The 20,520-nt window shown below is 67.5% G+C and carries 18 protein-coding genes; 7 read left to right on the top strand and 11 right to left on the bottom strand.

The annotated features are described in order from the left end of the window. Positions 1 to 12: 12 nt before the first annotated feature. The 6 genes from VGI12_14815 to VGI12_14790 form a co-directional block, all read right to left on the bottom strand. Positions 13 to 678: a dienelactone hydrolase family protein gene (locus VGI12_14815; GenBank protein ID HEY2433943.1), complete on the bottom strand. Its 666-nt coding sequence runs from the start codon at positions 676 to 678 to the stop codon at positions 13 to 15. Further along, on the bottom strand, positions 675 to 2,387 hold the full coding sequence (locus tag VGI12_14810; protein HEY2433942.1) for a carboxypeptidase-like regulatory domain-containing protein: 1,713 nt from the start codon (positions 2,385 to 2,387) through the stop codon (positions 675 to 677). Before VGI12_14810 ends, VGI12_14815 begins: the two co-directional genes overlap by 4 nt. Continuing rightward, on the bottom strand, positions 2,384 to 4,297 hold the full coding sequence (locus tag VGI12_14805; GenBank protein HEY2433941.1) for a carboxypeptidase-like regulatory domain-containing protein: 1,914 nt from the start codon (positions 4,295 to 4,297) through the stop codon (positions 2,384 to 2,386). Before VGI12_14805 ends, VGI12_14810 begins: the two co-directional genes overlap by 4 nt. A gap of 71 nt (positions 4,298 to 4,368) precedes the next feature. Next, positions 4,369 to 4,560 (bottom strand): hypothetical protein, encoded by a 192-nt coding sequence (locus tag VGI12_14800; protein ID HEY2433940.1) that lies wholly within the window; start codon positions 4,558 to 4,560, stop codon positions 4,369 to 4,371. A gap of 141 nt (positions 4,561 to 4,701) precedes the next feature. After that, entirely contained in the window at positions 4,702 to 4,932 is a 231-nt protein-coding gene (locus VGI12_14795) for a hypothetical protein (protein ID HEY2433939.1), read from the bottom strand. Positions 4,933 to 4,953: 21 nt separating this feature from the next. After that, positions 4,954 to 5,187 carry a hypothetical protein gene (locus VGI12_14790; protein ID HEY2433938.1) on the bottom strand — a complete coding sequence of 78 codons (234 nt, stop codon included), beginning with the start codon at positions 5,185 to 5,187 and terminating at the stop codon, positions 4,954 to 4,956. Between the two features lie 206 nt (positions 5,188 to 5,393). Here VGI12_14790 and VGI12_14785 point away from each other — a divergent pair, with 206 nt between their 5' ends. Then, positions 5,394 to 5,639: a hypothetical protein gene (locus VGI12_14785; protein HEY2433937.1), complete on the top strand. Its 246-nt coding sequence runs from the start codon at positions 5,394 to 5,396 to the stop codon at positions 5,637 to 5,639. A gap of 29 nt (positions 5,640 to 5,668) precedes the next feature. Here the strand turns inward: VGI12_14785 and VGI12_14780 are convergent, their stop codons facing one another. Then, positions 5,669 to 8,452, bottom strand: coding sequence for a M12 family metallo-peptidase (locus tag VGI12_14780; protein HEY2433936.1), 2,784 nt, complete (start codon positions 8,450 to 8,452; stop codon positions 5,669 to 5,671). A gap of 154 nt (positions 8,453 to 8,606) precedes the next feature. Here VGI12_14780 and VGI12_14775 point away from each other — a divergent pair, with 154 nt between their 5' ends. Beyond that, positions 8,607 to 10,115 (top strand): hypothetical protein, encoded by a 1,509-nt coding sequence (locus VGI12_14775; protein ID HEY2433935.1) that lies wholly within the window; start codon positions 8,607 to 8,609, stop codon positions 10,113 to 10,115. Between the two features lie 10 nt (positions 10,116 to 10,125). On the opposite strand, the gene VGI12_14770 is transcribed toward VGI12_14775, so the two are convergent. Next, a complete protein-coding gene (locus tag VGI12_14770; protein ID HEY2433934.1) occupies positions 10,126 to 13,059 on the bottom strand; it encodes an SBBP repeat-containing protein in 2,934 nt (977 codons plus the stop codon). 436 nt (positions 13,060 to 13,495) lie between these two features. Here VGI12_14770 and VGI12_14765 point away from each other — a divergent pair, with 436 nt between their 5' ends. Further along, positions 13,496 to 13,996 (top strand): GNAT family N-acetyltransferase, encoded by a 501-nt coding sequence (locus VGI12_14765; protein HEY2433933.1) that lies wholly within the window; start codon positions 13,496 to 13,498, stop codon positions 13,994 to 13,996. Between the two features lie 219 nt (positions 13,997 to 14,215). On the opposite strand, the gene VGI12_14760 is transcribed toward VGI12_14765, so the two are convergent. Then, entirely contained in the window at positions 14,216 to 14,902 is a 687-nt protein-coding gene (locus VGI12_14760) for a DUF3761 domain-containing protein (GenBank protein HEY2433932.1), read from the bottom strand. 277 nt (positions 14,903 to 15,179) lie between these two features. Here VGI12_14760 and VGI12_14755 point away from each other — a divergent pair, with 277 nt between their 5' ends. Next, complete coding sequence (locus tag VGI12_14755) at positions 15,180 to 16,577, top strand: hypothetical protein (GenBank protein ID HEY2433931.1); 1,398 nt, start codon at positions 15,180 to 15,182, stop codon at positions 16,575 to 16,577. Between the two features lie 24 nt (positions 16,578 to 16,601). On the opposite strand, the gene VGI12_14750 is transcribed toward VGI12_14755, so the two are convergent. Further along, positions 16,602 to 16,961: a hypothetical protein gene (locus VGI12_14750; protein ID HEY2433930.1), complete on the bottom strand. Its 360-nt coding sequence runs from the start codon at positions 16,959 to 16,961 to the stop codon at positions 16,602 to 16,604. 136 nt (positions 16,962 to 17,097) lie between these two features. Between VGI12_14750 and VGI12_14745 the strand changes: the two genes are divergently transcribed. The 3 genes from VGI12_14745 (at position 17,098) to VGI12_14735 (ending at position 19,433) form a co-directional block, all read left to right on the top strand. Continuing rightward, entirely contained in the window at positions 17,098 to 17,799 is a 702-nt protein-coding gene (locus tag VGI12_14745; protein ID HEY2433929.1) for a hypothetical protein, read from the top strand. A gap of 525 nt (positions 17,800 to 18,324) precedes the next feature. Continuing rightward, positions 18,325 to 18,876 (top strand): PEP-CTERM sorting domain-containing protein, encoded by a 552-nt coding sequence (locus VGI12_14740; GenBank protein HEY2433928.1) that lies wholly within the window; start codon positions 18,325 to 18,327, stop codon positions 18,874 to 18,876. Between the two features lie 374 nt (positions 18,877 to 19,250). Further along, on the top strand, positions 19,251 to 19,433 hold the full coding sequence (locus tag VGI12_14735) for a hypothetical protein (protein ID HEY2433927.1): 183 nt from the start codon (positions 19,251 to 19,253) through the stop codon (positions 19,431 to 19,433). A 394-nt stretch (positions 19,434 to 19,827) separates the two neighbouring features. Here VGI12_14735 and VGI12_14730 read toward each other — a convergent pair. Continuing rightward, the coding region (locus VGI12_14730) for a hypothetical protein (protein HEY2433926.1) at positions 19,828 to 20,520 on the bottom strand (693 nt) is incomplete at its 5' end.

Here is a 20,520-nt window from a genome sequence, read left to right as displayed (position 1 = left end):
CCGCGCCGCGCGCTACGCGCGGAGGATCGCCAGGACGGCCGCGATCTCGTCGGCGTTGACGAGATGCACCATGCCCGGATAGATGCGCTCGTCGACCGCGGCGCCCAGACGTCCGAGCACGGCGGTCGATTCCTGAACGCGCTCGAGCGGTATGTGCGGGTCGGTGTCGCTGCAGCCGAGCAGCACCGGCGTGCCTTCGAGCGATCCGGCGTAGTCGCGCGGCGTGCCCGGCGGACCGATCAGGCCGCCGCTCAATCCGAATACGCCGCGGTAGCGTCGCGCGTGCCGTGCGGCGTACTCGAGCGTGAGGCACGCCCCCTGCGAGAATCCGAGCAGGCCGATTCGATCCGCGGCGATGCCGTCGCGCTCCAGCGCCGCGACGATCGCCGCGATCGCCGCGAGGCCCGAGCTGATGCCGGGCTCGTTCTGCCCGATGGGCGCGAGAAACGAGTGCGGATACCAGGTGTGGCCGGCGGCTTGCGGCGCCACATAGGCGACGTCTTCCAGCTCGAACTCGTCGGCGAGCGTCAGGATGCTCTGCGCCGTCGCGCCGCGGCCGTGAACCATGATCAGCGCGAGACGCGCCTCCGACGGTCGTGGGCCGCGCACGAGAGCCGGCTGGCCGGCGTGTGGGTTGTCGTTCGTGGGCATGATGTCGACCCGCGGCAGCGGGATCACCTCACGGCCGCGACCATGCGCGGCCGCAGCACTGCCGTGCGCGATTCGCCTTCGCCGAGCGCGACAGCCACCGCGCCTGACACGAGCCGCGCCAGGAACGCCGGGTCCTGCCACTCGCCTGGCTCGACATCTTCCGCGAGCGCGATGAGATAGTCGCCTGGCGGAAGGCCGTCGAAGGCGAACGCGCCTGCGGCGTCGGCGCGCACCGCCTGGATCCGGCGCGATCGCGGCACGCGCAGCGCCGGGTCGGTGGGGAACAGCACGACGGTGGTGGCGGATGGCGCGGTGCCATCGCTGTCCGGCAGGCGGCCCGAAAGGTGCGCGGCGCGATCGGTCAGCGTGACGAATGCATCGCCGGCCGACTGGGCGATAGCCGCCGGCACGTCGAGCGTGTCGGCGCCGTTGATGACGCCGGCCCGCTGAATCCAACCGCCTTTCTTCGCCGCCGCCGGAAGCGCGGCAAGGAGTCGGTAGCGTCCGGGCACGACGCCGCGGACGACGAAGCGCCCGTCGGCGTCGACCAGCACGGCGTCCGGTGCAAGGCCGATGTCCCCAAGCGCCTGAACCGGTTCGCACACGATCCGGATCGATCCGAGGCCGAACGGCGGCCGGGAGCCTTCGGACCCCTCGAGCCTCACCGTTCCGGCGATCGACAATGCGGGCTGGAGCGCGAGCGCCAGGCCCGATACCGGATCCCCCTGCACCACGATCTGCGTCGACGCCCAGAGCACCGGCGTTGCCGCCAGCCGCGCGAGCAGCGTGTACTCGCCGGGCACGACGCCGCTGAACGAGAAGACACCCTGGCTGTCGGGCCGCGTCGTCTTCAGCCCGGCGAACGCCAGACCCTCGATGGCCGCTGCGCCGCCCGGCACGAGCGACAGTTGCGCCGCCGGCGGCGGCGCCGTGCCGTCGGGCATCATCAGCGTTCCGTCGACCTGCGCCGACGGCACGATCTCCAGCGCGAAATCGACGTCCGTACGTTCCTCGCTGGCGGCGAGGTGGATCGGCGCGGCCTCTAGAGGAACGGCCGTGCCGGGGTAATAGGTGGAGGCCAGGGCAACGTGGCGTTCGCGACCGTCACTCTGCGCCGTCAGCGCGTCCTGGAGCGAAAGCGCCGACCCGGACGGACCCGCGCTGACGAAGTAGTCGCCGGGCGCCAGCCCATAGATCCGGTAGACGCCGCGATCGTCGGTGAGTCCCGCAGATCCGGTCGCGATCATCCGGCGCTGACCCTCGATCGTCGTCGCCCGCAGCGCCACGACGCTCGCGCCGGCCGCCGGCTGACCTCGTTCGTCGAGCACCGTCCCGGTAATCACAGCGCCGCGGACCATGCGAAGGACGACGTCGGCGCGTTGCCCGTCGGCGAGGGGAACCGCCGATCCGGGTCGAAGCGGGCGGGCGGCGCCGTACGCGGCGCCCACCCAGCCGTCGCGCGTGACGCTGATGACGTAGCGTCCCGCCGGCAGCCGCGCGCAGGTGAAGCGGCCCTGCTCGTCGGTGATCGCGGTCACCGAGGCGGGCCGGTCCGAGGCGGCGCACACGACGCGCGCGTGGCGGATCGGATGTGGCGTGAACTCATCGCTGACGATGGTGCCGGTGAGCACGGCCGCTCCCGTCGCAGGACGCCGCGCATCGCGCGATGGCTGCGCCGCCACGCTGGTCGTGAAAGGCAGACTGGCGGCGAGCGCCAGCAGCGCCGCGCGTCTCACTTCGCCGCCACCGTCCTCAGCGTGACCGCCGAACGGCCCCCGTCGAGGACGCGAACCTGTCGCGCGGCCGGTGCCAGTGCGCGCAGCAGCGCCGGATCCTGCCAGCTTGGCGGATCTTCGGTGACGGCCACCACGTAGTAGTCGCCGGCCGGCACGTTCGCGATCGTGAACGTGCCATCGGCCGCGGCGTGCGCCACCTTGATCCGGCGGGCAGCCGGCCCGGCATCGCTCCAAGCGGCTTCGTCAACGGGATACGCGGCGATGACCGCCTCGGGATCTGGCCGCATACCGCTGCGCACGGTGCCGTCGATCGAGGCTGGGCGATCCGTGAACGAGAGCACGACGCCGGTGACGTCCCTGGTCAAGTCGATCGGCGTGTCGGCGAGATCGCGGCCCTCGAACTGGGCGCCTTTGAACGTCCAACCGGGGAGCGGCAGGCCGTTGACCTGGACGATGTAGCGGCCGGACGGAACGCCCACCGTGGTGAAGCCGCCGAAGCCGTCGGGATGGCCGCTCTCCTGTGCGAGTCCCGCCCCGGCCGGCGAGCCGTCAGAAGGAACGAGCTGTATCCGCAGGTTTGCCACCAGCGTGGGATCGGGCGGATCCGCCACGCCGTCGAATTCCAGCCGCCCACTCATGCGCGGCGCCTCCTGCAGCGGCACGTTCGCGTCGGTGACGTCTCCCTCGCCGACAGCGATGGGCAATCGGGCCGACAGGGTGGCGTCGGCAGGAACGGGCGGCGGCGGGGCGAGTGCGCTTGCGGGCGGCGGGCGTGGGGCGATTGCCGCGGCGCCGGCCTGAATCGTCATCGTCGAGTCGTTGGGCGGATCGGGCGGCGGGCGGGGCAGCCGCACGGCCGAAAGCACGTACTGTCCCGGCGTGACGCCCGCGAACGTGAACGCCCCTGTCGCATCGGTCATGGTGACCGCGACGTCGAGCGGACCGATCGTGTCGTCGCCGGCCGCCGTCAGGCGCACCGGCACGTGCGCCGCAAGACCATCGGGCGCGACGAGCATGCCGCTGACGCGCACGGTCCGCTCGAGGCGGAGCTGCAGGTCGATGTTGGCACGCTCCAGCCCGGAGCGGACGACAACGGGAGCGGCCTCGGCCGGCGTGCGCGCCGACGGATGGAACATCGTCGGATACACGAAGAACCCGTCGCCGCGCGACGTTGGCGTGGCGGTGCCGGGGTCGAGGGGCATCGTCACCGCGTCAACCGATGTGGCGTAGCGCGAGCCCGCCGGCACCACGGCGGCATCGATCGACTTCATCTCGCGGCCGAGCGCGTCGCGTTCGGCGCGGGTGGAGGCGCCGCCGAAGAAGACGTCCATGACGTCGGCGGGGATCGATGTCTGTTTCACGACGAACCCGACGAGATAATTGCCGGGCACGAGCTGCGCGATTCGGTACACGCCTCGATCGTCGGTCGTCGCGCTGCCGGACTCGCTGTACGTCGAGCGGCCGCCGGCCTTGACACCCTTATATGCGCGGACGGTAGCGCCGATCACCGGGTCGCCGCCCTCGTCCACCACCGTTCCGGTGATCACGCCGTGGCGCCACATGCGCACGTCGATATCGGCGTATCGCCCGTCGGCGGCGACGCGCAGCGGCAGCGATACGCCGGCCGGCCGCGTCTGGCCGCGTGCAGCGTCGATGTAGCCGCCCTTGCGCGCGATGACCACGAGCGAGCCGGCCCGCAGGCCGCGAATGGCGAACTGGCCGGTGCCGTTGGTGAGGATGACGGTTCCGGGCGCAACGACCGCGCTCCCGTACGGCGTGACCAGCGCGCCGGCGACCGGATGTCCGCTGTCGGCATCGATCACGCGTCCGCTGACGATTGGTGCGTGGAGATCGGGAGTCGGCGCAGCGCCGATTACGAGCTGCGCCAGCACGAAGAGCGCAGAGACCACGCCGCGATCTTACTGCGATCGTGGCGACTTCGAATGGCAGGGAAGCTGACGAAAAGCGAAACCCGGAACGCTCAGGCGAAAATGGTGGGAGGCTGGACCGCGGACGTGGCTGACGGCGCGTTGATTCGAGCCAGCTCCGCTTCGCGATTGGCGATAATTCGCCAGGCCATCTGCAGCATCATTTCGGCCTGTTGAATCATCTGCTGCGCGTGTTCGACGTCGCGCTCGAGACCGGTCAAGTGGTTTTCCATGACGGCGCCCATGTGCATTGGTTCTCTAGTGCGTTTTTTCTAGCAAAGGTCGATCCATTTTGAAGAGCTGTAAGTCGTTGATTCGTATGAGTGCCACGAATTAGGACACGAAAGATTCTTCTACACGGCTGGTAGAAAGTTCTCTCATTCGACTTACACCCGCCACGCATCGGAACCTGGCCGCTTGCCGACCTCCGTCCACCCCTGTGCGCGCCAGGCCTGCAACAGTTCGTGTTCGCGCTGCAGCATGCCGGCGACGGTCTCGAACTGTTCGACGTGACTCGAGCCGTGCTGTGTGACCACGAGCTCGTACCCTGGCCCGTCAGGATTCAGGCGGGTCTCGCAGGAGAGGGATTCCTGACCGCGTCGGAAGAAATACAGCATGGCGTTACCTGGATAGCGACCCTATCGGCCGGTGCCGGCCATCGGTTGCCGCGCCCCACTGAGTTCCCGCCAGCCATGAGAGCGCCAGGCCTGCAGCCATTCGTGCTCGCGCGCCAGCATTGAAGGGACAGTGTCGAACTCCTCGATGTGGCGCGTGCCGTTCTGCGTCACAACCAGGTGAAAGCCGACACCCTCCGGGTTCAGGCAGGTCTCGCAGGTCACCCACTCGGTTCCCCGCAGGAACATGTAGGCCATCGGTACCCTTATCGAGTGAACCGCTCGCCGACGCTAGAGGGCCGCGCTCTCTGTAGTTTTTGCTCAGCCGTAACCCGCGAACTCAGCAGTGGTACGGCCGAATCGCCGAATTTACAGGCATTTCAGGCGATCGGCCCGACGGATCACCACTTGCTCAGCTCGCTTCTGCCGGGCTGTCTGCCTGGACTGCTGTCCGAGGGGGACCGATGATCTACTTCTACCAGCGGGAAGGTCATACCCGAACGTGTGAGATGCGGCTGGCGGCCGACGGTCCGTTGTACGAGCTCGTCATCAGTGACGGGGCGGACGTCGAGGTCGAGCGGTTCGACGAGATCTCGGCGCTTCTCGATCGCGAACGGGAGATCGGCGAGACGTGGCGGACGCAGGGCTGGAACCAGGCCGAGCGCCGCCGCCTCCGCGGCGTCCCCAACCGCCGCTCGCTCGACTCCTGAACGGCGGCGCTGACGGCTGACGGCCGGACTCAGGGCGAAACGACGGGCCCAGCTCCTTTCCACGCGTCCCACGCCGTCACGGAGCCTGCGTTTCGCACCCAGACTTGGAAGCTGTACGTGCCCGAATGCGTCGGCGTCCAGTTCAAGACGTTGGAGGCGCTCCAGTCCTGCCCGACCGACCAGGTCGTCCCGTCGTAGACGAGGAACTTGTAGGTATAGGGCCCGACGCCGCCCGCCGCGGTGGCGGTGACGGCAGCGGTGCTGTTGACTGCAACCGATCCAGTATTCGATCCGACGGTCAGACCGAGCACCGACAATGGGCCTGTCGCCGCCACCGCGAACTGCGGCGACCCGAGCCATGCGTCGTAGACGGCGCTTGAGCCGGCATTGCGTACCCACACCTGGATCGCATACGCGCCGGTGGCCGCAGGCGTCCACGACCAGGTGCTCGAGGCGTTCCAGTCGCGTCCGATCGTCCACGTCGTACCGTCGTAGACGAGGAACTTGTAAGTGTATGGCGAAGTCCCCCCCGTGGCGGCCGCGCTCCAGACGACTGGCTGGCCAGCCACGCCGGACGATTGGGAGGGAGAAAGGCTCACGACTCCCAGCGGCATCGGGCCGGTGACGCTGAACGTTCCCGAGGGGCGCCAGGCGTCGTAGGTCGCGCTCGACCCGGCGTTGCGCGCCCACACCTGCACCGAGAAGGCGCCGGCGGTGCCGGGCGTCCAGGCCCACGTCGTGGCGGCGTTCCAGTCCCGGCCGACCGACCATGCGCTGCCGTTCCACAGCAGGAACTTGTAGGTGTAGGGTCCGGTGCCGCCGGTCGCCGACGCGCTCCACACAACCGATGTATTGACGGGTGCGCTCGACGCTGGCGTCGAGACCAGCGAGGTCACCGTGAGCGGCGGAATGATGACGGTGTAGGTGCCCGAATCGAGCCACGCGTCGTAGAGCGCGGCGGAGCCGGCGTTGCGCACCCAGACCTCGAGCGAATACGCGTGCGCTGCAGCAGGGGTCCAGTTCCAGCTGTTGGACGTACTCCAGTCGCGGCCGACCGTCCAGCTCGTGCCGTCGTAGAGGAGGAACTTGTAGGTGTAGGGGCCGGTCCCGCCGGCCGCCATCGCGGTCCACGCGACGGTGGTTCCGAGCGGCGCCATCGACGGCGAGGATGCGCTCAGAGTCGTGACCTGCAAGGGGGGCGGGCCGTTCACGGTGAAGCTGGCTTGTCCCCACGCGTCGTAGGTGGCGCTCGATCCGGCGTTGCGCACCCACACCTGAACCGAATAGGCGGCGGGAAGCGCCGGCGTCCAGCTCCAGACGTTCGACGCGCTCCAGTCCTGTGCCACCGTCCAGTTCGCGCCGTCGTAGACGAGGAACTTGTACGTGTAAGGGGCGGTCCCACCGGTGGCGGCCGCCGTCCACAAGACCGTCGTGTTCACCGTCGAGGGTGACGCCACGCTGGGCGTCAGGGATGTGACGGCGACCGCACTCGGCACCGCCTGCCGGAAGTTCGCGACGGTGGACGCCGTTTCGTTCAGGAGACGCGCATCGTCGGCATCGCACGGCGGATTTGCTGTGTTCCCGACCGTACACGCCGTGCTCGTGCCGGCCGCCACACCCATCGGGACACCGTTGTACGTGTGGGTGGGTGAGGCCCAGGCCAGCAGACGCGCGCAGCTGCTGCACAGATTTGGATACGCCATGATCGTGCGGAACCCGCCGGCGACCGAGACGTAGCCGTGTGCGTAAGTACGCGGCACCGTCTCCGCATCGACGTACCAGTCGTGCTGCGCCCCCATGTTGTGCCCCATCTCGTGCGCGAACGAGGAGTTTGAGACACAGACATCTGAGACGACGCTGTAGCCGTCGGGCGCGAACGACGTGCCGATGCTGTCCATCACCCACGCGATCCCGCAGTACTGCGGCACCGCGTCATGCGTCCACAGGCTCACGAGATCGGCGCCGTAGGTATTGCGCAAGCCTCCGACGCCGGTGAGCGCACCGCTCGAGTCCGTGACGTTGTCGAGATCCTGCTCCATGACGCCCGACTCGGTGTAGGTGACCTGGCCCGTGTAGACGAGACGGACTCGCTGGGTGATGCCGCTGTTTGCGTACGACGTGTTCGTGTCGCTGATGCCCTGATTGACGAGCGCCCGTACCGCGGCGTCGCTGCCGCGATACGTCGTTACCGCCGGCGTGTAGATCACCATCACGTCGATCGTCGAACCGTCGTCGGCCTGCGCATCGGATGCGGCCGTCGTCGCGGCGGCGGCCGCGTTCGCCGGGTTCTGTGGCCGGCGCGCGGGTATGAGCGGCGGCTGCTCGGGGGGATACCACGCCGGGTCGATCTGCTCAACCGCATGATTGCCGCCGGTATAACGGATCGTGAACTCAGCGCCGGGCATGATGACGCTGCCCGCCACGACGTCGTCCACCACCGACAGCGTGACGCTGCTGCCCGGCACGCCCTGCACGTGTCCGACCCAGACGTATCCGGATTGCGGCGTATCGACGCGATCGAGGACGGCGTCGAAGGTAGCGTCAGGGAAGAGATTCAGCTGGAGGTGTGGCCTGACGTCGGCCACTGACCTGACTCTCGGCACGCGGGCGATTTGCGCGAGATCGACTGCCACGGATCGGGTGCGGATCGCGTGGCCGTCAGAAGCGGCCGTTCGGGCAGCCGCCGATCCGACCTCGCGGAACACGCCGCTTTGGGCCAGACCCTGCCCTTCGAGCCGTGGAGCCGCCACGGCGCTCGCAATCAACAGAAATGCCGCGGCCGCAACCGGCCGCAGGCGCCTGTGCCTGGACATATTTGCTCTATTTTGGGGAGATCTCGAAGGTAATGCCACACCGGGTACCTGTCAAGCGGAATGCCGGAACCGTTCGATGAGCCCTTCCGGCACGTTTTGACGCGTAGAGAGAAGACGGCGGGTCTGCGTGGCCCGAATGTCTACGGAGGTGCCCATGACGCGCGCGCTGACGATGGCCGGAATCTGGCTCATGTCACTCATGCTTCCCGCGGCGGCGTTGTCGCAGACTCCCAAGCCGGCGCCGAAGAAGCCGCCCGTCAAGACGGCGGCGAAGCCCGCCGCAAAGCCGGCGGCACCCAAGCCCGAACCGCCGCCGCCCGACCTGTCGGTGACGTCCCGGTACCTCGCCGGGGACAAGACCACCGCCGGAACCGTGATGATGCACGGCCCGCGGCAGCGCGTCTCGTACGACTCCGGCATGTCGTCGATTCAGCAGTGCGACGCTCATCAGAACATCCAGCTGAATGCCGACACGCGTGTGTATCTCGCGATCCCGGATCCGGTCGCTCCGGACCCGACCGCCGCGGCCGCGCCAACCGGGAAGCAGAAGGGTGGCCACATCACCTACGCCACGACCGTCGTCGACACGGGCGAGCACAAGGAGATGTTCGGCTTTCCGGTTCGCAGACTGAAGACGACGGTTACCAAGGAGGCTTCCGCCGACGCGTGGGACAAGAAGCCCGAGCGCGTCGAGATCGACGGCTGGTATGCCGACCTTCCCGAGTCGATCTCCTGCACGGGCGCGCCGGCCCCCGAACGCGAACTGCGCGTGGACCCGAAGGACGCCGCCACTCGTGACGTGGTGTCGTACCTCCGGCCGCCGCCGTCGCGCGCGTACCCATTCGCCTACACGATGGTGACCTCATCGGGCAACGAGGCGCCGGTGACGACGACAATGGAGGCGACCGAGGTGCAGCGGACGAAGCTCGACCCGCAGCTGTTCGAGGTGCCGGCCGATTACGTCGCCGTCAGGTCCGCCATCCAGCTCGCGGCCGATCATCGTCCCGACGAGGACGGCCCGAAGAAGCCCGGCACCATCCGCATCGGGATCGCGCCGCTCCAGAACAGCAGCGGCCAGTCGATGTCGACGACCGATCTGACTCAGGGGTTGGCTGACTCGTTTGCGCAAAACGCCACCGACGCGGTCCTCCTCAAGGGCACGAACCCGGCGGAGCTCGCCGAGGAAGCCAAACAGCGATCGTGCGACTTCATCCTGACGAACAACGTCAGCGAGATGAAGCATCCGGGAAAGGGCATGCTCGGCAAGATTGGCGGCGCGCCCGCCGACGGCCTTGCGGCCAAGGTGGACTATGCGCTCGCCAGTCCGGGAGCGGGGAAGGCGACCCTGAACTCGTCGGAGCACAGCGGCGCCTCGTCGACGCAGTCGGCGCTGAACGTCGCCAAGCGCGTGTCGGTGTACGTGACGCCGATGATGATGATGCGCAGCGGGTACATGCAGATGTTCTCGTCGATGGGTAACACGGCTCCCGGCATGATGGCGCAGACGCAGGATCCAGTCTTTTCCTCCGTCTTTCGGCTCGTCGACATGGCCACGAAGCCCAAGATCCAAGTGGCGCTGACGTCGGAAGACGCGGCGGCCGGCGCCGCGCTGCAGAAGGAAGTCGATTCGGTGCTGAGCGAGCTGAAGAAACGGAAGATGTAGTGCGCGTCCGTCAGCGTCCCGCCGGGATGACGAACGTCCCGGTCGTGGCCCACGCGTCGTAGACGGCCGTCGAGCCCGCGTTGCGCACCCAGACCTGGATGACGTGCGCGCCGGCGTCGGCGTCGCCGGGGCTCCAGAGATAGGTGTCGGCGCCGCTGAAATCCTGCACGACGTGCCAGCCGTCGGCGTCGAGGCGGACGAACCGGTATTGATACGGCGCGCCGTCGCCGATCGCGTCGGCCTTCCAGGCAACGGTGCCTCCGATTCCCGCCGAGGGCACGGGACCGAGGGTATCGATCTCCACGCTTGGCGGCGCCGGCGCCTCGACGGTGAATGTCGAGCTGGCGCTCAGGACCGTCGTTTCCGGCACCGTGAAGCCGTCCACGAGCAAGGTGTGGTCGCCGACGTCCGCGCTGCCGGGTGTCCACGAATACTGCGGATAGGCTTCGTCGTCTCGCACGAGGTGGAACCCGCTTCCGTCCTGGCGGAGGAATCGATAGAGCAGGCCGAGGCTCGGGTTGCTCGGTATCGCCGTCCACGTTGTCGTCAGGCCGACGTGCGGCACGCCGCTGGCGACGAGCGTCAGCGGCGCCGGCGGCAGGACGCGGAAGCTGGTCGCCGAGGTCCATCCCTCGAACGGCTCCAGCGATCCGACGCGCCGCGCCCAGACCTGCAGCTCGTGCGGCCCGGCGTCGGCCGCGATGGGCGTCCACCTGTACGAACCCGACCCCGCATCGGTGTCGTACGGCCTGACGATGTGCCAGCCGTCGGCGTCGAGCCTGACGAACTGATATTCGATGGGTGTGCTGGTGGCGGTCGATGTGATGGCGCTCCACGACGCGGACGCACCGGCGACCAGCGGTGACACCGGCTCCGACTGGATCGCCAGCGTCAACGTCGGTGGCGAAGCAATCGTGAATTCCCCGGTGCCCGCCCAGGCGTCGTAGGGTGCCGTCGACCCGTTGTTCCGCACCCAGACTTGAATCGCATAGGTGCCGCTGACGTTCAGCCCCGGACGCCAGCTATAGTTGTTGCTGGCGCTGTAGTCCTGCACGAGCGACCACGAACCCACGGGGCTCATCCGCCAGAACTCGTACTGCAGCGGCCCGTCGCCGCCCGTGGTGACGGCGCGCCATGTGATCGCGCGCGTATCGGCCGCTGGCACCGGACCGAGCGCCGCGATCTGCACCGTGAGCGGTGCGGCGCCCTCGACGGTGAAGGTCGTGGTCTGCCAGGCCTCGTATGTCGCCTGGGAATCCCGGTTGCGCACCCACACCTGCAGCGCGTGCGCGCCGAGGTCGGCCGGATTCGGAATCCACGTGTATGAGTTGTCGCTGCTGTACGGCTGCGCGAGGTGCCAGCCGTCGGCGTCCAAGCGGAGAAAGGCGAACTGCGGGGCACCGTAGCCGCCGGCGGCGTCTGCCGTCCACGTGATTGGTCCGCCCGCATGGAACGACTGGACTGACGGCGTGAGGCCGGTGATCGCTGGCAGCGGCCCGTCGGTCACCGTGAGTTCGGCACTGCGCCAGTCTTCGTACACGGCGCTCGAGCCCGGCGTTCGCAACCACACCTGCAGATCGTGTATGCCAAGGTCGCCATAAGTGGGAAACCAGCTGTAGGCCGGCACGGTGGACCAGTCGCGTACGACCCGCCAGATGCCGTCGGGATCCCGACGGATGAACTTGTATTCGGCGTCGGCCCTGATCGCCTGTGCAGTCCAGGTGACGCCGGTATCGAACCGCACGGAGACCGGTCCGGAAAAATCGCTGATGACGGCGTCGCCGTAGAGGGCGACGCGGACGTCGCCGCCGCTATCGCCCACCGCGGCGAGCTGCCCGGCCGGTCCGTACGCATACGCCCAGGAGGAGGTGCCGCCGTCGACGATGGCCGAGGCGATCAGCGCCCCCGTCGGATCGATCGTCGCCGCGCGGCACGAGGTGCCGCAGAGCACGGTGTGCAGGCGCCCGGATCCGTCCTGGCGGAGCGGTGCGTCGACCAACGCCCCGGGCGTCCACCAGTCCGCCGGCACCTGCATCGGCGACGAGCCGTCGATCTCGCCGTCCGCGCTCAGGTGCAACAGATTTGCGCCGAGCACGTAGCCGCCGCCGGCCTGGGCCGAGGTCAGCGCCGCAACGGCCGCAGTCCCGTCCCGCACCGCAATCCAGTCGGTCGTGCCGCTCGACTCGATGCTCGCCACGTGGAGTTGCCAGGGCGTCCCTTCGTGAAACGCTGTGACGACGCCGTTCGCCGGACCCTCGGCGAACGCGTCCAGGCCGCTCGGCGACCCGCAGTCTCCTCCGAAATCCAGCAGGTCGTGAACCTCAGTTCCGTCGGGCGGGATCCGCGAGAGGATCTGCCGGTCACAGAACTCCGTCAGCGTCCATCGGAAGTACACCGTACCGTTGTCACTCGCCACCACGCGGCCGAGCGCGGCCCTGGCGAAAGGGCCGGCGAAACCGACCGGTACCGGCAGGGCGTAGCCGATCGATCGGCCGTCGGCCGACAGCTTCGTGATGTAGCCGCATGGCAAGGCGGACCCACACGGAGAGGACGTCCCGGGATAGTCGTTCGACGTCGAGGTGACTCCGAGGTAGACGTTGCCGGCGCCGTCGACGCCCATGCCCGAGACGGACTCGTCGCCGCTGCCACCGAGATAGGTCGCGAACACCACGGTTCCGCCGTCGGGCGTCAGCTTGACCACGAACGCGTCGGTCGCCCCCTGCCGCACGGTTTGCGCCGCGCCGTTCGTGACCGGGAAATCCGTCGAGTCCGTCGTGCCCGCGACGTAGATGTATCCTGCCCCATCTACGGCGGCTGCGCCGGCAGCCTCGGTGCCGCTGCCGCCGATCGTGACGGCCCACGCGCGGGCGGGCTGCGTCGGTGCCTGCGCCCCGAGCGCGGGCTGTCCGAGGGCGAGGAGGACGGGGGCGACGAGGTTCAGCATTGGGCGCGACGAGGGATCCAGAGGGCCGCGACGCCGGTTGGCGACGCGATCACGACGGCCGGCGGCTGGACGCAACCTTTCACAGAGACCGCGCGGCGCCGACGACAGCGAATCGAAGGGTCACTGCTTCAGGCGGTTCGGCAGGGTGGGCATCGAGAGGCAGCCAGTCGGGGATTGTACTCCTTCCGGTGCTGTTCAGGTCGGGACGACCTCGCGCGCGCACTGTGTTGCCATCGCGTTCGAATCCGCCCTTTGGCCTTCCGAGGCCTGCGCTCTAGAATCCGGTCGTGACCGGCGCACCAGATATGGCTTCTCTGTTCCGGCGGCGCTTCGAGGTCGCTCGCTTCGCGGACTGGAAACGAACGCACCCGTCGACGACGTCGACCGCCGCAGCCGTCCGTCGATGCCAGCGCTATCGCGCGGATGCAGGTGGCGCGTGACGCCGCGCCGCGCCGGAATTGGTGACGAAGCGATCCTGCGGGAGCTCCGTCTGCGGGCCCTGACCGACGCGCCGGACGCGTTCGGATCCACGTACGAGCGCGAGCTTGCGCGTACGGTCGAGGACTGGCGTCGGTGGCTGTCGCCGGGCGCGACGTTCGTCCTGGACGATGGGCAGGTTGCGCGCGGGCTGGTCGCCTGCGCCCGCGACGCGACAGCCCCGGCCGTCGTCAACCTGATGGCGATGTGGGTGCATCCGATGATGCGCGGATCTGGTGCGGCGGACGCGCTGGTTGCCGAGGTCATCGCGTGGGCACACGCAGAGGGTGCACGCATGGTACGCCTGCAGGTGGTGCAGGGAAATCTGCGCGCTCAGCGCGTTTACGAACGCCACGCCTTTCGGGCCACGGGGCGAACATGCGTGCGCGAACGCGACGGCGTCATCGAAGTCGAGATGGAGCGCGTGGTCGAGACGTCCACGGGCGGCGTCACCGCGTGACTGCGCGGCGAGGCCTGTCTCGCTTCACGCCGGAATAGCCTCGGGCGTTCGGCGCTGCACGTAGAATCCGCGCTCTGACAAATCCGAGGAGCCGCGTGCGATTCATTTCCGCCATGTTCGTGACGTGAGTCTCTGAAGCGCCGCCACGGCGGCTGCCCTCGGTCTCGGTGACGCCGCGCCGGCAGGCGATCGCTGCCGGCGCGGGCGAGACGGCTCGCTCTACTTGAACCACTCCGCGACGCCGCCGTGATGCGAGCAGGCGCCGGAGTGCGTCTTCGAGCTGGTGAACGTGCCATCCTTGCACTTGCCGGTGGCGTCGGCGGGCGCGTCGCCCGGCTTCGCGACCGCTGGCGTCTGGGTCGCGGCGGCAGCAGCCTTGCCCGCCACCGCGGCCTTGTCGCCCGACGCCGGGGCAACCGGGACAGACTTTGGCGTCACCGGCGGGGCCTTCGGCGTGACCGCCGGCGCGGGCGCCACGCCAGCGGCTGGCGCGGCCGCGGCACCGGCGGCTGCCGTTGCCGCCGCGAACCACGTCTTGACGCCGCCGTGCTGCGAACAGGCGCCCGTCTGCGTCTTCGCCTTGGTATAGCTGCCGTCGGTGCACTGGCCGGTGGAACCCTTGGGGCCCGCACCCGTCGCGGCGCCGGTGCTCGTCGCGGCCGCGGCCTTCGACGTCTCGATCGTCTTGGCCGCCGTCTTGTCGGCGTTCTTCGTCTCGGTGGCCCCCTTCTTCGTGTCCTTGACCGCAGCCGCCGCTGGGCCGAACCACGTCTTTACCCCGCCGTGCTTCGAGCACGCGTTCTGCTCGGTTTTGGCTGTCGAGAAGGTGCCATCCGTGCATTGTGCCGTGGCGGTCGCCGGCGCGTTGGCGGGTTTCTGTGCGAGCAGCGGGACCCCGAATGCCATCAGTCCAGCGAGAATGAATCCGTAACCAGTCCGTCTCATGAAGCCTCCAGGACGCATTATGCGCCCGACCGCCCGGATTGGCAGGAACCGGCGCCCGCAATGCCCAGAATGTGCACTGGCGCCGTGACGTAACGGCGACCGGCGCGAATGGGAAACGCACTATCCTGTGCCGATACCGTAAAGGGGGAGTTTCACGGATAACCTTCTTTCCAAAGCGCTCGACCACGCCGGATTCGCGCGAATCACCGACACGGAAGCCGAAGCCCGCAAGGTCGCCGTGCTGCGCGTCGTCGTCGGGCTTCTCCTGGCCTGGCGCAGCGGCAGCGTCGCATGGGACGCCGCGTACTACTTCGACCCGACGGTCGTCATGGGGCACCCCGGATCGCTCGAAGCGATCGGTGGCTGGATGCAGTTCGCTCTCTCCTGGGGACTTGTGTTTGGCGTCTTCCCCAGAACCTCTGCGGCGCTCTTGATGCTGACCCACGCCGCGTACTCCATCTGGACCGGCACCTACAATCTTGGACCGATGCTCCTCGTCCCGATTCTCGGGGGCATCGCCGTGTTGGACAGCGGAAGACTGTCGGTGCATCCCCGGCTGCGCCAGCCGCCGTCGCCGGCCGAGTTTCGAGCGGTCTATCTGATTCTGTTTCTTGCGTACGCGGGCTGGAGCTTCCAGGCGGTGCTCTATCACGTGCGCGATCCGTACTGGGTCCAGGGCCGTACGACGGAGGTCATGTTCATCAACAGCTACCTGAGCGAGTTCTACAGTGCGTTTCGCGCGTGGGAACGCGCCAGTCCTGGCACGCTGCGAGCGCTCTCGATGTTCGTCGGCTCGGCACAGACACTGTTTCAGATAGCGATGATTCCCCTGGTCTTCACGCGATGGGGCGCAGTCTTCGTCCGCGTCTGGGGCTGGATATTCATCCTGGGCTCAGTCTTTGATTTGCAGCTGACGCTGCTGCCGTTCGTCGAATTCGCGCTGTGGGGTGTGATCTTCGTCCCGGCCCGATGGTTCGCGTCCGCCGACGCCAGGGTGGTTTCGGAGCGCCGATCGCAGCAGCCGGACGACCTTGGCTTCTCGGCCATTGTCTACACCGCGGGCTATGGTGTGCTCTCGCTGTTGTTCTTCACCAATGCGATCCTCGGAGCGACGATTGGCCGCTCTCTGCCGGCGTGGATCGGCGACCCCGTGCTGTACTACGCCGGGTTGGTTGCGCCAAACGTGTTCAACACCACGGATTTGACCATGGGCGACCGGTGGTCCGTCCTGACGCGGATCGACCGAGGGCTCGAGACGTTGGTTCCGTTCGAGGGGTTCGAAGGCGAACGTCTCGGATATCTGCGAAGCGACCTGTTGTACTTCGGCAACAGCCTCCGCTGGCGGCGGGAGATGATCTTCGCAGGTGATCTGACCGCATATCATCAGCCCGGGGCGCCGGGCTATGCGCATGCCTATCGAGTCGCTTTCTACGATCACCGCCGCCGCGGCACCCTCGCTCCCGAGATATATCGAGTCAGGGTATTCCGCAACTATGCCGCGGAACGAGCCGGCTCGGCGATGGCGGCGCGCTACGCGCCGATACAGCTATTCGAATTCATGCTGACCATCGGGCCGGATTCGACCGCGTCGTCCAGCGATGCCGGCGGACCCTTGGCCAGAGCTCCGCATCCGTAGTCTCATCGCCCGCGCCGCGCAATTTTAGTCGAACGTCGTTCCGAGCTTGTCTTGATAGAAGCCGCCGACGAGCGGCATCGGCGTCATCTGCCCTTTGATGGCGGCCAGCAATCCCATCAGCCAGCACACGAACAGCGTGCCCCACATGGCGAAAATCGCCAGCCAGCCAAGGATCGGAATGAAGACCAGGACGATCTGGCCGACCCCGCACGCCATGGCGGTCAGCCACAACCCGAGCGTCTGACGCAAGTGGTAGGCGCCGAGCGGTGTCTTCTTGCTGTTGTTCAACACCAGAGCGACAACGAACCCGAGTAAGGTCAGGTAACTGATGATCGCGGCGGCCTTATCTTCTTGGGCGCCGACGACGGTCGCTTCGATAGGCATTGGTGACTCCGCTTATGATGGGCTGAGGCGAGGGCGCGGGGATTGTAGTCCAAGTCAGGTCAACTCGCGCACACGAGTTCCAGAGCGGCTGACCATAGGCGCGGTGGAAGGGGATGATCGTCAACAGGGTGCCGCGATGACGCGCTTGCCGTGGCTGGTGTGGGTCGTCGCCGTGTCGGCGTTCGCGGCCCCGCTGCCGACGAAAACCGACCGCGCGCGAGACGAATTGGTCGGACCGGTGCGGACGGTCGCGACACGCTGGCAGGCCAATCACAGGAACGCTGACGGCGCGATCGAGGAGCGGGAACTCGGCGTGGTCGAATACGACGCCGCCGGCAACCTCGTCGTCAGCCGCGAATACACGGGCGCCTTCGTCCGCGAACGCAGGCCGGAGCGTCGCGGCCATGACGAGACGCTGTTCCGATCAGAGATGGGATCGGCGCTCGAGCGGTTCGTCTACGACGCGCACGACAACCTCGTCGGGCGCCGGGCATGGTACAAGGACACGGCTGGCGGCCCGCCCGACATCTTCGAGCGCATGAAGTACGACGCCGCCGATCGCCAGATCGAATCCGACTCGCTCGGGAGCGATGGCGCGCTGTTGGACGCGACGATTTATACCCGGGACACCCGCGGTCTGGTCGTCGTCGAGGAAGACCGGCGCCACGACGCGAAGCCGCCCTACCCGAGAATGCACTACACCTACACGCTCGACGCACATCAGAATTGGACCTCGCGATTCGTCAGGCGGGAAAACGCGCCGGAAGACGCCTACGACTACCAGTACGCCGGCAATCTGTTCCGGACCATCACATACTTCCCCGCATCTTCCCATTGACAGAGGGGTATCGGAGCACCTGGTGTTCGCCGAGGTTGTTCGGCTCTTGGTCGCCGGGAGGATATCGAATCGTCTGACCATGTGCGGAGGACCAGCTCGTCGATTCACTTCGTCGTCTGGGCCGTGGTTGCCAACGCATGTAGGACTGCGTTGCCGTTTCCATAGTCTGGTTCGTCGAGGCAACTGCGGATGGAGACACCGCAGCGGCGGAGACGAAACCGACCGTCGGCACGCATGCGCAACCGAGTGGACGCATGAGCCTACCTCCCGGCGGTCGCTCAACTCGGCTTCGACAGCGGATTGCGACAGAGGTTGAGGCGCTGGACCGTGGCGGTTGAATTGCAGGCATGACCCCACGACCGTGGGAGGGTCAGCGGTATGGGCAGAGTGTGGTTGGCGCGGCTCCATTTGTTCCGTTCGCGCGGGGTCCTCGTCTCCCTCGCCGCCGCTGCGGTGATGTTTACCGGGACCGCTGCTTTCGCCGATCCCATCGTCATTACGGGTGGCGGCGTTTGGTTGCCAGCCGTGTGGACCGGCTTGGATCCGCCATTCGGGTGGGACCTCACCGGCGCCCGGACCTCGCTTGGCGGCATTACGTTCAGCCAGACGGGTGGCAGCTTCGTCCAGCCGGGCGACCCGATCAATCTGAGCAACACGCTCACTGTGTCCGCCAATCCGTTTCGCACCGGGCCGTTCGAGCAGACAGTGAACGGCGTCACCTACAGCGGCGTGTTCCTGTCCGGCACGCTCAATTTCTCCGCAACTCCGGGCACCGTGACGAGTGCGGATTCGGTCGGCTTCGACACGCCGTTCACGATGGACGGATCGCTGTCGTTGTTCCAGGGAGATGCGTCGAATCCGTTTTCACCGGGAAGCCTGCTGTTTACCATTCCCGTCGAGGGCCGCGGTACCGCCTCGCTTGGCCTCGTGCCGCGCGCGGGCATGATGGCCGGTACGTCAGTGAGCTACGCCTTCGCCGACCCAGCCGCGAGTCCCACGCCGGAGCCGGCCACGCTGACGCTGCTCGGCAGCGGCGTGCTCGTGATGGTGGACCGGGCGCGCAGAAAGCGGCGGTGACCTGGAGCAGCGCTGCCATCGACGGCGGGTGGTTCGCTGCGAGCCGTTCTAGGTGAAGCCGGATTTCTTGTCTGACATCGGGCACCTCTCCGATGTGCGGAAGCGGAAGGCGCAACGGTAGCGAACGCTCCGGGCGACGCCGGTCCTTGTGACCGGGAGGAACCCGAGAGCCGCTTTCGCGGGGCCGGCAGCCGCTCGTGTGGAAGCTCGCTTCGGATGATTTGGGCGGCCATTTCGGGCTGATCATCACGACCGGCGCTCCAGCGAGGCCGGCGACAGTGCGGGACGGGACCCGAGCCGTGGATTCGAGGCGGGCGGCCCGCGCCGGTTTCTGCCGTCATCGCCGGTTCATGATCGGCTGATATGGTCCAGCCATGCCGGATAGGGATCGGCCCGTCGTCGAGCGCGATTGCCTCGACTGCGGGGCCTCCGGCGGCATGAAGCTTCAGAACGTCGGCGGGACCACGCCGACGAACATTCCGTTGTTCTACGTGTGCATCAAGTGCGGGACAACGCTGACGATCCCGCCCCCGCGCAGTGTGGTACTCGGCAGCTAACGCCGTTGTGCAGAACGAACAGCGACAGGAGCCGATCCGCGATCGGCGGCCACGACGTGCGCGCGATCATCCTCGCGTCGGCGGAGAGCGGGATCGATCGCGTGCATGACCGGGAGACCGAACACTCACCTCGCCAGGCGCGGGAATGATTGTGTCGTTTGCACAGCCACGCTAGTTCGCCCAGAATGCCCTCGATGCGCAGGGTGTTCCGGTTTCTCTTGATCGTTGCAACGTGCCTCGCGCTCGTAATAGCGGCGCGGTGGCTTAGCCGCCTCTAGAGCAGTGGGAAGTGTCGGATGCGGTCAGGGTGCGCCGGGCCCGCGATCGCGGTGTGCGACATGCGTAGGTCGACCCATTCCTGGGCGATGTAGTGCATCAGCGGCGGGTCTGTGAGTCAGAAAGGAGAGCTTGCCGACAGTTGCCCCTGAGAAAGCAGCGCGAGGAAGGCTCTCGTGAAGAGGGGATTGTCTTCAAGCCACGCCCGGCCGGCGGGCGCTCCAGAAGCGTCGGCGTGAGCCGTTCTGGTTTCCCCAATCCACGCACGGCCCGTGGGATCCATCGACTTATCCCCGTGCGGCAATTTCCTGCCGACGAAGACGACGAAACCACTGGGGGCGGCTGATTCGGTGCCAAACGGCGAGAGCGGAACCTCGACGGTCAGGCTTGCGCCCGGCTGCAACTGCTCGCCCTCCGAATAGCCACCTGGCCCCCACCCCGCCGCACTCACCGGCATGAAGGGGGCGCCGACTGTGACGCCTCGAAGAGACTGCGCAGAAACCATCGTCCTCTCGTAAATCAGCACGTCCCTCAACGGAATCGGCGCCTCGGTGCCGTTCGTCATCGTGAAGACAACTCTGGGTTGAGACGGGGTGTTCAGATTCAGCGTTGCGGCACCAAGGACGAACGGCTCGCCATAGGCGTCCTGTACAACGCGCGCACCCTCCAGTGTGACGACGTCTCCAACGAGCGACACGGTAGCCACCGGAACGGCGTGCTCAAGGGGCCGCGGGTGGGGATATGGATATGCGGGAAGAGTGAGGACCTGCGCCACTGCATTGGTCGGCGCCGCGCTGGCTAACAGCAGGCT

The organism is Vicinamibacterales bacterium (assembly GCA_036496585.1).
GTDB lineage: Bacteria > Acidobacteriota > Vicinamibacteria > Vicinamibacterales > 2-12-FULL-66-21 > JAICSD01.
Note: the sequence above shows the minus strand (reverse complement) of the source record. Positions and strands in the feature narration are given on the sequence as shown.